The sequence below is a fragment of the Bacillus sp. WC2507 genome (assembly GCF_052656125.1).
In genome coordinates this window covers 703,675-715,953 of sequence record NZ_JBQXPN010000001.1, presented here as the reverse complement: position 1 = coordinate 715,953, position 12,279 = coordinate 703,675, and the positions used below count along the sequence as shown (strand labels likewise).

Here is a 12,279-nt window from a genome sequence, read left to right as displayed (position 1 = left end):
TTAAACCTACTCTTTCCCCTTTCGAAAAATGACAATAAAAAAGAATCTATATCAGCATAGATTCCTTTTACATAATCACCTTTTTTTCATCACTTTTTTTAATACAAAGTAACCAATTGCACAAACAATTGCAGCAAGTGCAAAGTATTTCACATATGGCCCCGCTACTTTATTAATACTTTCCCACTCTGTTCCTAATTTAAAACCTAAATATACAAATACAATTGACCATGGAATAACAGCTAATGTAGTTAGCGTAATAAACTTAGCATGTGACATTTTTGCAATACCCGCTGGTATCGAAATAGCATGACGCACAACAGGAATAAAACGCGCTGTAAAAATAACACCAGTTCCGTAACGATTAAACCACGCTTCAGCATAATCAATATGTTTCTTCTGAATCAAAATATATTTTCCATATCGCTCAAGAACAGGTCTTCCTCCGTATCGACCGATCCAATAAATGAATAGCTGTGCGATTACACCACCAATTGTACCGAACGCGACAGCGCCCCAAAATGTAATACTTCCGGTTGATACTAAATAGCCTGCATAAGATAATACGATTTCACTCGGAATAACCTCTAGCATTAATCCAAGCATAATTCCCCAATAACCAAGTCCTTCTAGAAAAACTAAAACGGAATGAATCAACTCTCCTAACATCATGTACCTCTCTTTACTGTTTTCATTGCAAAAAATAAAAGTACAAGCAGGAAATATCTTGTACTTTTATTTTCAAAAAATTTAGCTAGTCTTCGTATCCCACTTAAAGATTTTATTTAATAATTTATATACATTCTTTGACTCTTTCGTCAGAAGTGGACCTAAGATGGATAGTATAAGCACGTATAGTGCTGAGAATGGTTTCAGTACTGACATTAAACCACCGGCGATACCGATATTGGCCATAATGATGGAAAATTCTCCTCTTGAAACGATTGTTAATCCAATATTTGTTGACGCTTTATGAGATAATCCAGCTTGTCGCCCTGCAATCATCCCTGCAACAAAGTTTCCGATGATTGTGAGAAGGACAGCACCTAACGTTAACCATATCGCCCCGCCTAATGAAAACGGATCAATACTTAATCCGAAACTGAAGAAGAAAATAGCTCCGAAAAAGTCTCTAAATGGAACAACGAGATGTTCAATTCTGTCACTATGCTCTGTCTCAGAGAAAACTAATCCTAAAAGAAGTGCTCCAATTGCTTCGGCAACGTGAATTGTTTCTGAGAAACCTGCAATAAAGAATAACGAAGCGAATACTACAATAATGAAAATTTCATCTGAACTAATATTGAGCAGTCTATTTAATAACGGCGTAGCCTTTCTAGCCACAATAAAGAATAGAAGCATGTACCCTAAAGCAATTCCAATTGAAGTAAGGGCACCTAAGAAGGAAGCATGATCCCCTAAAACTAAACCAGAAACAACCGATAAATATACAGCAAGGAATATATCTTCAAACATAATGATTCCTAAAATTAATTCGGTCTCATTATTACCAGTTCTTCTTAAATCTACTAACACTTTAGCAACGATAGCACTAGAAGAAATCGTAATAATACCCGCAATAATTAAGATTTCTAGTAAAGGGAATCCCATTATAAATCCGTATAATAATCCAAGTGAAAAGTTAATTAAAATATAGATTGTTCCGCCAATCGCAATAGAACGTCCCGATTTAATTAGTTTTTTCATCGAAAATTCTAGTCCTAGATAGAACAGAAGGAACAGAACCCCAATCCGTCCAAGGAAGGAAATTACACTTGCACTTTCAATAAACTTGAGATTGATAACACCTATTGTCGGCGCATGTGGCCCCACTAACATCCCAAGAACAATTAGAAACGGAATTACTGAGAATTTAAACTTTCCAGCAATTACTGCCGCAATTGCAACTAATACTAACGCTGTACCAACTTCAAAAATTAACGTATCCATCTAGTCAGTCCCCCTATTCGAAAGTAACTCATTAATAATTTTTTTAATTTCTTCTCTCTCACCAGAAACTACAAGCATATCGCCTTCTTCAATTACCGTTTCTGGTCCTGGATTAAATAGCTTTTTCATATTCTTTTTCATAACTGCAATGATTGTTACGCTATATGTTTTTCTTATTTCAAGATCACCGATTGTTTTTCCGATTGCTGGAGCTGCATTCTCTACTTTAAACCACTCAATCGCTAAACCTTCAAAGACCATTTCAACATTTTCTAATGCTCTAGGCTTATACACCATTCCACCTAATATTGCTGCAATTTGTCTTGCCTCTGAGTCGCGTAATGAAATACTTGAGATACTTTCTTCATGGTCTGAATCAAAATGATACATTTCTCTACGCCCGTCATCATGAATGACAATTACCATCTTTTCGTTACCTTTCGTAACGATTTGAAATTTGTAACCAATACCCGGAAGTTCACTTTCTCTAATATTCATATTTAGCTCCTCCACAACATTTTATATTTGAATTTTCTGTTTTTCTGTCTTTTGTTCATCCAATTAACTTTAGAAATTCTAACCATTCAGGATACCTGTGATTTGGAAATCTTTTATTGTAATAATAAGTGGCTCCCAAAAAGATACTTAAAGATGTAATGATAAAAAATATATTACTTCTCATTTTCAAACTCTTAAGGCTTACTTTCAATAAAGATTCTTCTTTCAAATTATCCCCTCTTTCTCGTTTTACATTTAGTTTTTTAAAATGTAAATAATTCTAAAAATATTACGATGTAACATAATCATAACACAAAATGCATTTAAGTAACATAATTTTTTAGAAAAATTGATTCTCGTATATTTTTTGCATATAATTTTCTTATTACAGAAAAAAGGAAGTGTATTATATGGTTGATATCTTTAGCAGATTCCTTGAGGTAACGAATAATATTTTATGGTCATATATTCTTATTGCAATGCTAATCGGCTTCGGTCTTTATTTCTCTTTTAAATTGAAGTTTGTCCAAATTACTCATTTCGGTGAGATGGTCGGTTTAATTAGTAAAGGGTTTAATCGAAAAGAAAAAAAGAAAGATAGCATCTCTCCATTCCAAGCATTTTGCCTAAGTGCAGCAGCACGTATCGGTATCGGGAACTTAGCTGGTGTAGCACTAGCCATTTCAATGGGTGGACCTGGCGCAATATTTTGGATGTGGTTTATCGCTATTCTCGGAGCAGCTACTAGTTTCGTAGAATGTACGCTCGCACAAATTTATAAAGTAAAAGATGGAAGCAGATTCCGTGGTGGTCCAGCATATTACATGGAAAAAGGATTAAATAAACGCTGGATGGGTGTTTGGTTTTCACTTCTTATTACAGTTGCGTACGGATTAATTTTCAATTCTGTACAAGCAAACACAGTAACAATAGCATTTGAAAATGCTTTTGGACTAGAGCGAACGATCGTAGGAGCTCTATTAGCTTTATTAGTTGCAGTTATTATTTTCGGTGGTATCAAGAGCATTTCACGTATTACAGAAATGATTGTTCCTCCAATGGCAATTATTTATATTGGTGTGGCAATTTTTGTTGTTATTAACAACTTCACTATGTTACCAAGCATTTTCACGGAAATATTTAACAGCGCATTCGGTTTAGAGCAAGCCGTCGCTGGTGGTATTGGAGCGGCAATCAAGTTCGGAATTCAGCGCGGTTTATTCGCGACAGAAGCAGGTATGGGTAGCTCTCCTAACGCAGCAGCAACATCAGATGTATCTCACCCTGTAAAACAAGGACTTGTTCAAGCATTAGGTGTTTTCGTAGATACATTCTTAGTATGTACATCAACAGCGTTTATCGTATTATGCTCTGGACTTTACAAAGGATCGAATTTAGAAGGTATTGAACTAACACAACAAGCATTAAGTTCACAAATTGGACCGTGGGCAAGCACTTTCTTAGCGATTATTATTTTCCTATTCGCTTTTAGCTCTTTACTAGGAAACTACTATTATGGTGAAACGAATATCGCATTCATTAAAGAAAGCAAAACATGGTTAATGATTTATCGCATTGCAGTTGTCGGAATGGTATTCTTCGGATCAATCGCTGCCCTTAAAACAGTTTGGAGTTTAGCTGATTTATTCATGGGACTAATGGTATTCACAAACTTAATTGCCATCTCATTCCTAAGCAAATTCGCCTACGCAGCATTAGTAGACTATATTAAGCAAAAGAAACAAGGAAAAGATCCTGTTTTCGTTGCAAGTTCTATCCCTGGCTTACAGAATACAGAGTGCTGGGATGGACAGGATGTAGAAGAGAATAAAAAAGCGGTATAACAATTAAAAGCGAAAGCGGCTCGTTTAGAATCGCAGGACATTGGAGCTCTCGATTTTGAAGCGCTTGTTGCTTCGAGCGAGAGAGCGAAATGACCGGTGATTCTAGCCGCTGGAGCTATATATCAATAAAAATCCCTATTACTCCACAGTAATAGGGATTTTTATATACAACAGTTCATAATTTGTTCAAATTAATTCCAGCAAAAGGGTTGATTTATACGAATTACTAGATTATAATGATTATAAATTAGTAATTGATATAACATAACAACTCAAAAGGAGATTGATCATAATGAACAAACAAGTAATCGAAGTATTAAACAAACAAGTAGCAGACTGGAGCGTTTTATTCACAAAACTACACAACTTCCATTGGTACGTAAAAGGACCTCAATTCTTCACATTACACGAGAAATTCGAAGAACTTTACACAGAATCAGCTACTCACATCGACGAAATTGCAGAACGTATTTTAGCAATTGGCGGTAAACCAGTAGCAACAATGAAAGAATACCTAGAAATATCTTCTATTCAAGAAGCAGCTTACGGAGAAACTGCAGAAGGGATGGTCGAAGCAATCATGAAAGACTACCAAATGATGCTAGTCGAACTGAAAAAAGGCATGGAAATCGCTCAAGACTCTGACGACGAAATGACATCTGACCTACTACTAGGCATCTACACAGAACTAGAAAAACACGCTTGGATGCTACGCGCGTTCTTGAATCAATAATAGATTTAAAAGCGAAAGCGGCTCGTTCAGAACAGGAGGGTGTTGGAACTCCTGATTACGAGGCGCTTTTTGCCTCGAATGAAGGAGTGAAACAACCGACTGTTCTAGCCGCTGGAGCTGGATATCATTAAAAGCGGAAGCGGCTCGTTTAGAATGTGAGGGGGATGGAGCTTTTGACGTAGAGGCGCTCTTTGCCTCGCAGGAAAAAGCGAAGCCACCGAACATTCTAGCCGCTGGAGCTGGATATTACTTAAAAGCGGAAGCGGCTCGTTCAGAGTCGCTTTTTTCTATTGGGTGTTCCCGTATGATGGTACATGAAATTATATCAACGATTTTTCAAATATATCGATCATAACTTGCAATATATCAACGATTTTTTCATTATATCGATCACAACTCACAATATATCAACGATTCGACAAAGAATATCGATTTACCAACAAATAACGACAATAATAGCACTCACCTCCTCTACTTTCATCAATATATTACAATCTCTTTTATGTTAAAATATAGGAAACACCTTTTAGTAATTAGATCCAAAAAGCTTTTCCAAATTCATCATTTACTAATTAAATGGCGGGAGTGGTTCAGTTGAAAGACTACTTAATTAGAGCATTTTTTGCGTTAATAACAGTTGGGATTGTCTTACTTATAGCTACTATTTTCAATATACGTGTCGAGGTGAAAGACTATGCTTTCCTCGTTGTTGTAGCAATTGGTGGCGGCTGGGGTGGCTGGTACCTGTATAAAAAACAAAGTAATCAAAATGATAAAGGCATTCCAAAGTAATACGGAATGCCTTCTTTTTATTGCCGTCTATAATAAATAATGAAATTCAAACCGCTAATACAGCCAATCGCAATAAACATGTTAAAACTCTGCACATCTCCACCTAAATTATACTCATCAACGATAAACCCAGACATAAACAATGTTATCGCAGAAACACCAATACACAATATCGAAATAAACCAAAGCGAAAACTCATTAATTAGCTCTTTCTTCTGCGTTGAAACAATTAGCATAACAAGAGTAGATGCTGCTAATATACTTTTAAAAACAGGACGTAAATACACAAACTCCTCCATCTATTTCTCCTTTTCCCAAAACATCATATCTCAACATTAACATATTTAACCAAATTAAAAACACATGCCTTTTCAAGATAAAATGACATGTGTTTCCAAAAATCTCTATACAATTGTATTATGATAGTTGCTTCCACTTCGTCCCTAAAACAGGACGTTCGTAATTTTGTATTTCATGAATTAACTTATCTGCCGTCTCAGCTGAAACAATCAACTCTTTATTTGATGGATTCATAAACCCTTCTTCTGCTGCGCGTTCAACCATTTGCAGAATTGGTCCATAAAAATTTTTAATGTTTAATAAACCAACCGGCTTATTATGTATACCAATTTGTGACCAACATACAACTTCAAATAGTTCTTCAAACGTTCCGTATCCGCCTGGCAGTGCAATAAAAGCATCCGCAAGCTCTGCCATTTTTGCTTTACGCTCATGCATCGTTTCTACTTCAATTAATTCTGTTAATCCTGTATGTACGATTTCTCCTCGGAATAGACCACGTGGCATAACACCTGTTACACGCCCGCCCAAACGAAGAACTTCATTCGCCACTTCTCCCATTAATCCAACGCAAGAACCGCCATATACAAGCTCATAATCGTTCTTAACAAACATTTTCCCTAGCTCTATCGCCTGCTCTTTAAATTCTGGTCTCTCCCCTAAATTGGAACCTGCAAACACACAAATCTTTCTCATTTCTACACCCCAAAACTATATATTGTCATGATACAATGAGTATTGTACAACATATTGAAGGGATGAGGAAGAAATGGATATCGTCGCATTTCAAAGATGGGTGGAGGAATTTTACGAAAAACGAAGCTGGTCACAGTATAATTCCTTTATTCGCTTAAATTTCTTAACAGAGGAAGTTGGGGAAGTTTCACGCGTTGTTCGCGCCATTGAAATTGGCCGTGATCGTCCTGATGAAGACGCGAAAACAGAAGAAGAGCTAAAACAAGAACTAAAAGAAGAACTTGGTGATGTACTGTCTAACCTTATTATTCTTTCACAAAAATATGATTTAGATTTACAAGACATTATGGAAGCACACGTCACAAAGCTTTCGAAAAGGTTTGAAACATCTAAATGAGAATATTATCAATTATGATATAATATTCTTGTCACAATACTAAGGGGGATTTTATGTTATCTAAAAAATTGCACGACGCACTAAACGATCAAATGAACTTTGAGTTTTACTCTGCCCACGCTTATATGGCAATGGCTGCTTACTGTACAGCCGAAAGCTATGATGGATTTGCTAACTTTTTCCTTGTACAAGCTGAAGAAGAGCGTTTCCACGCAATGAAGCTTTACAACTACATTAATGACCGCGGTGAGCGCGCTATTATTACTGGATTTGATAATCCGAATAACGAATACGAATCTGTATTAAATGCTTTTGAAGTCGCACTTGAACACGAGCGTGAAGTAACAAAACGTATTTATCACTTATCTGATATTGCTTGGGATGAGCGTGAACACGCAACAATCACCTTCTTAAAATGGTTCGTTGATGAGCAAGTAGAAGAAGAAGCTTCATTCGATAGCATCATCCAAAAATTAAAACGTATTACAAGCGATTCAAATGCACTATTTATGCTAGATGCTGAATTGGAGAAACGTACATTTACAGCTCCAGCTGAGTAATATTTCAATCACCTTAATGAATGTATTAAGGTGATTTTTTATTTTCTCTCTAGCTTAAAATCACCTTAAAATTCCTCGTATTTGACATAGCACCAGTAAAAAAATGGTATTATTTTCAATATAAAACAATATGCGAGGAGAGAAAAAATGAACCAACGTGTAGAATTTGTTGACGCCATTCGTGGTTTCGCTTTATTTGGCATTTTACTTGTTAATATGACATTAATTCAATTTGGGTTTTTCACCAGTGAAAAACCCAATTATATTTTTGGAAAGCTTGATGAAGGCGCTAATTGGTTTATTCAATTTTTCGGTACCCATAATTTTATGTCCCTATTCTCTTTTTTATTTGGTCTTAGCATTATTTTGTTACAAAAAAGTATCATTGAAAAAGGAAAAAAATTCTTCCCCACATACATAAGACGTATTCTCATTCTTTTACTACTCGGCTACATTCACGGCACTTTTGTTTGGGAGGGAGATATTTTATTTGCATACGGGGTTATCGGGATTTTTTTAATGATATTCATCAATCGAAAACCGAAAACTTTGCTCATTTGGGCACTTATTTTACTAGCACTCATTATGTTCGCATCTTACCAATCAGAATCAACATCCAATCCTTATGATGATTTCGCACCTTATACTGAAAAAGAACATAAGATTCATAAAACTGGAAACTATATAGATCATGTCAACTTTAGATTAACTGAGAGTCCTTTTGATTATATGGGGATTGACGGTGTATTCGGATTAGTTTTCGTATCCATTTTTGCAATAATTTTTATGTCTCCACTTTTCTTGCTCGGAATGTATGTAGGGAAAAAAGGCTGGCTATTTGAGGTTGATAATCATATACCTGCTGTCAAAAAAATATGGTTTGTCACCGGTCTCTTCTCTTTTACAATTAAAACCTTAGCTATGTTCTTAAAGCACCCGCTTTTAATTATGTTACAAGATGGCCTTACACCAGTAACCATGACCTTCTTTTACGGAAGCACAATTATTTTATTATTCCATTACAAAAAAGCATCGCGCTTACTAACATACATGGCAAACATGGGAAAAATGTCAGTTAGTAATTACTTAGCTCAATCTATTATCGCAACAACTATTTTTTACGCATATGGATTTGGCTTATACGGTAAAATCGGTTATTTCTTCGGTATTCTGTTAACAATTGGAATTTATACGATTCAACTATTTATTAGCACTTACTGGCTACAGAAATACCGAATGGGCCCTGTTGAATATGTGTGGAGGCTGGGAACTTATTTGGAAAAACCACAATTTAAAAGAGACTTGGATAGAGCAAGTTAAAAAAGCAATGAGCTCGGGCTCATTGCTTTTTTATTTCTTCCCTAAGCTTAATAACCTTCGCCAAATCCCTCTTATAAAGCCCTGAAACCTTTTCAACAAAGTCACTATGAGTAAAAGTCCCATCTCCTTCTTCTACTATGCTCAAGTATCCGTGTATCAATTTCAAAAATGCTCTAGCATCTTCACCAGTTAATTGGTCAATGTTCTCTATACTCTCATCAAACTCCCTTAAACTATCCCGTTCTTTCAACTTAATCCCCCTCTCTGTATTACTTATCATACCAAAATAAAAAAGTCGTTCATCCCTCTAGGCGAGAGATAAACGACTTCTATACCGTTTTATTAAAGCATAACCCCAACGATAATCGCTGATAATATACTTACTAGCGTTGCACCGTATACAAGTTTTAGTCCGAATGATGATACAACGTTTGCTTGTTTGCCATCGATACTCTTCGTTGCACCTGCGATAATTCCGATAGATGAGAAGTTCGCAAATGATACAAGGAAGATAGATAAGATACCTACTGTACGAGTTGATAACTCACCAGCTACTTTGCCTAAATCAAGCATCGCAACAAACTCGTTCGTTACTAATTTCGTTGCCATAATTTGTCCTGCTGTTAGCATCTCTGATGTTGGAATACCCATTACGAATGCTAATGGTGAGAAGACATATCCTAAAATGCTTTGGAATGTGATTCCGAAAATTGAATCGAATACACCGTTAATTGCTGTAATTAATGCTACGAAACCGATTAACATCGCCGCTACTGTTACAGCGATAGAGAAACCAAGCATAATATATTCGCCTAACATTTCAAAGAATGTTTGTTTCTTATCTTCTTGTAATTCTAAAATATCGTCTTCTTCTTTTACTTCATATGGATTAATGATATGAACGATAATGAATCCACTGAATAAGTTTAGTACAAGTGCTGTTACTACATATTTTGGATCAATCATTTTCATATAAGAACCGACGATTGACATCGATACTGTTGACATGGAAGATGCACAAAGTGTGTATAAACGATTTTTCGGTAATTTGCTTAGTTGATCTTTTACTGTAATAAATACTTCCCCTTGACCAACAATTGCAGCTGCTACCGCATTGTACGATTCTAGTTTTCCTAAACCATTAATTTTACTTAATAGGAAACCAACTGCACGAATGATAATCGGTAAAACTTTAATATGTTGTAAGATCCCGATTAGTACTGCTAAGAAAATAATCGGTAATAATACTGTTAAGAAGAATGGTGCTTGTCCATCATTTGCTAAACCACCAAATACGAAATTAACCCCAGCTTCCGCAAATTTTAAAATAGCGCCAAACCCATCTGCAATCCCTTTTACTAACACAAATCCGACTTTTGTATTTAGTAAGAAATACGCAAGTACCAATTGAATGACAAGCATAAGTGCAATTGGTTTATATTTAATTTTCTTACGATCTGAACTGATAAGGAAACCTAGTACAAATACTACAAGTAAACCGACTAGAAACATTACTATTTTCATATGTGAATCCTCCACTTCTCCCACGAGTTATTGGTCGTATAACGTATAACGAATGACGTCTGACCATTGATGTTAAAAAAATTTAAAACCCCTAAATACTATTCAACTGTTATCTAAAATCAGTAAGCGTTTACATAAATTGCAATTTATAAAAGGTAGCTTCTTCTCTCCTACCATACTTGAAAGTCTGAAATTGATACCACCTACAAATCAAATTGTAAGCGTTATCTAGATGAAATGCAATATAAATTTTAAAAGATTTTTATATGTTAATATATTCCTAACAAATTGGTTTTTTCATGCAAATTTACCATAAAAAAATAGCCCTAACTATGAGCTAGGGCCACCTTTTTTTATAACATAACACCAACGATAATCGCCGATAGAATACTTACTAATGTCGCACCATACACAAGGCGTAGACCGAATGATGATACAACATTTGATTGGTTTTCATCGATACCTTTCGTTGCACCTGCGATAATTCCGATAGATGAGAAGTTCGCAAATGATACAAGGAATACAGACAGAATACCAACTGTACGAGCTGATAAATCGCCAGCTACTTTTCCAAGATCAAGCATCGCAACAAACTCGTTTGATACTAATTTTGTTGCCATAATTTGTCCCGCTGTTACCATCTCTGCTTGCGGGATACCCATTACGAATGCTAATGGTGAGAAAATATATCCTAAAATAGCTTGGAATGTAATACCGAACATGGAATCAAACAAGCTATTGATTGCTGTAATTAATGCTACGAAACCAAGTAACATTGCTGCTACTGTGATTGCAATCGTGAAACCAAGCATAATATATTCGCTTAGCATTTCAAAGAATGATTGCTTTTTCTTATTTTCTAATTTCAGTGTATCTTCTTCTTCTGTAATATCGTACGGGTTAATAATATGAATAATAATGAAACCACTAAATAAATTTAATACAAGTGCTGTTACTACATATTTCGGTTCGATCATTTTCATATAAGAACCTACGATTGACATCGATACTGTCGACATGGAAGATGCACATAATGTATATAAACGATGTTTTGGGATTTTACTTAATTGGTCTTTTACTGTAATAAATACTTCTGCTTGTCCAACAATGGCAGCCGCTACTGCGTTATATGATTCTAATTTTCCTAGACCATTTACTTTACTTAACAACGTACCAATAGCACGAATAAATATCGGTAAAATTTTAAAGTGTTGCAGAATTCCAATTAAAACGGCAAAGAATACGATTGGTAATAACGCTGTTAAGAAGAATGAAACCTCTCCTTTATTAACAAGACCGCCAAATACGAAAACGATTCCAGCTTCCGCATATCCAAGAAGCGCGCCAAATCCATCTGAAATTCCTTTTACTAAAATATAACCAACTTGCGTATTTAATAAGAAATAAGATAATACTAGCTGAATAACAAGCATAATTGCGATTGGTTTGTACTTAATCTTCTTTCGATCGGCACTTATAAGAAAACCGAGTACAAATACAACGAGTAATCCTACAAGAAACATAACAAACTTCATTAATAAAATCCTCCATTTAACTCTTCATTAACGTTGAACGTCTGACCACTCAAAATAAGAAATAATCCGAACTTTCCATTTCTCCTCTAAAAGCTTCAATCGGATAGGAAAGATCATAAAACCTCTTGTT

At 35.4% G+C, this 12,279-nt stretch carries 15 protein-coding genes; 7 read left to right on the top strand and 8 right to left on the bottom strand.

From position 1 onward, the window contains the following. Nucleotides 1-75: 75 nt before the first annotated feature. From ACUN28_RS03730 to ACUN28_RS03720, 3 genes are all read right to left on the bottom strand, one after another. The gene (locus ACUN28_RS03730; protein WP_016085648.1) at nt 76-669 is read right to left on the bottom strand and encodes a DedA family protein; all 594 of its coding nucleotides are present in this window, start codon (nt 667-669) and stop codon (nt 76-78) included. 81 nt (nt 670-750) lie between these two features. After that, nucleotides 751-1,950, bottom strand: coding sequence for a cation:proton antiporter (locus tag ACUN28_RS03725; protein WP_016085647.1), 1,200 nt, complete (start codon nt 1,948-1,950; stop codon nt 751-753). Then, nucleotides 1,951-2,448: a cation:proton antiporter regulatory subunit gene (locus ACUN28_RS03720; RefSeq protein ID WP_001026069.1), complete on the bottom strand. Its 498-nt coding sequence runs from the start codon at nt 2,446-2,448 to the stop codon at nt 1,951-1,953. 410 nt (nt 2,449-2,858) lie between these two features. On the opposite strand from ACUN28_RS03720, the gene ACUN28_RS03715 reads away from it, so the two are divergent. The 4 genes from ACUN28_RS03715 (at nt 2,859) to ACUN28_RS03700 (ending at nt 5,817) form a co-directional block, all read left to right on the top strand. Then, nucleotides 2,859-4,292, top strand: a complete 1,434-nt coding sequence (locus tag ACUN28_RS03715) for an alanine/glycine:cation symporter family protein (RefSeq protein WP_016085646.1) — start codon at nt 2,859-2,861, stop codon at nt 4,290-4,292. A 292-nt stretch (nt 4,293-4,584) separates the two neighbouring features. Then, nucleotides 4,585-5,025, top strand: coding sequence for a Dps family protein (locus tag ACUN28_RS03710; protein WP_001041891.1), 441 nt, complete (start codon nt 4,585-4,587; stop codon nt 5,023-5,025). Continuing rightward, complete coding sequence (locus ACUN28_RS03705; protein ID WP_033660219.1) at nt 4,995-5,156, top strand: hypothetical protein; 162 nt, start codon at nt 4,995-4,997, stop codon at nt 5,154-5,156. The genes ACUN28_RS03710 and ACUN28_RS03705 overlap by 31 nt, the downstream gene beginning before the upstream one ends. A gap of 463 nt (nt 5,157-5,619) precedes the next feature. Beyond that, entirely contained in the window at nt 5,620-5,817 is a 198-nt protein-coding gene (locus ACUN28_RS03700; protein ID WP_016085645.1) for a hypothetical protein, read from the top strand. Nucleotides 5,818-5,834: 17 nt separating this feature from the next. On the opposite strand, the gene ACUN28_RS03695 is transcribed toward ACUN28_RS03700, so the two are convergent. Both ACUN28_RS03695 and ACUN28_RS03690 read right to left on the bottom strand, forming a co-directional pair. Beyond that, nucleotides 5,835-6,116, bottom strand: a complete 282-nt coding sequence (locus ACUN28_RS03695; RefSeq protein WP_016085644.1) for a hypothetical protein — start codon at nt 6,114-6,116, stop codon at nt 5,835-5,837. A 118-nt stretch (nt 6,117-6,234) separates the two neighbouring features. Continuing rightward, the gene (locus ACUN28_RS03690; protein ID WP_033660220.1) at nt 6,235-6,813 is read right to left on the bottom strand and encodes an LOG family protein; all 579 of its coding nucleotides are present in this window, start codon (nt 6,811-6,813) and stop codon (nt 6,235-6,237) included. A gap of 73 nt (nt 6,814-6,886) precedes the next feature. On the opposite strand from ACUN28_RS03690, the gene ACUN28_RS03685 reads away from it, so the two are divergent. From ACUN28_RS03685 to ACUN28_RS03675, 3 genes are all read left to right on the top strand, one after another. Then, nucleotides 6,887-7,210 (top strand): MazG nucleotide pyrophosphohydrolase domain-containing protein, encoded by a 324-nt coding sequence (locus ACUN28_RS03685; protein WP_000355762.1) that lies wholly within the window; start codon nt 6,887-6,889, stop codon nt 7,208-7,210. Between the two features lie 53 nt (nt 7,211-7,263). Then, nucleotides 7,264-7,770, top strand: coding sequence for a ferritin (locus ACUN28_RS03680; protein ID WP_016085642.1), 507 nt, complete (start codon nt 7,264-7,266; stop codon nt 7,768-7,770). Nucleotides 7,771-7,917: 147 nt separating this feature from the next. Beyond that, complete coding sequence (locus tag ACUN28_RS03675; protein ID WP_016085641.1) at nt 7,918-9,090, top strand: DUF418 domain-containing protein; 1,173 nt, start codon at nt 7,918-7,920, stop codon at nt 9,088-9,090. A gap of 19 nt (nt 9,091-9,109) precedes the next feature. Here ACUN28_RS03675 and ACUN28_RS03670 read toward each other — a convergent pair whose 3' ends face one another. The 3 genes from ACUN28_RS03670 to ACUN28_RS03660 form a co-directional block, all read right to left on the bottom strand. Next, entirely contained in the window at nt 9,110-9,340 is a 231-nt protein-coding gene (locus ACUN28_RS03670; protein ID WP_016085640.1) for a hypothetical protein, read from the bottom strand. Between the two features lie 92 nt (nt 9,341-9,432). Further along, the gene (locus tag ACUN28_RS03665; RefSeq protein WP_016085639.1) at nt 9,433-10,614 is read right to left on the bottom strand and encodes a NupC/NupG family nucleoside CNT transporter; all 1,182 of its coding nucleotides are present in this window, start codon (nt 10,612-10,614) and stop codon (nt 9,433-9,435) included. Nucleotides 10,615-10,967: 353 nt separating this feature from the next. After that, nucleotides 10,968-12,149, bottom strand: a complete 1,182-nt coding sequence (locus ACUN28_RS03660; RefSeq protein ID WP_016085638.1) for a NupC/NupG family nucleoside CNT transporter — start codon at nt 12,147-12,149, stop codon at nt 10,968-10,970. Nucleotides 12,150-12,279 lie beyond the last annotated feature (130 nt).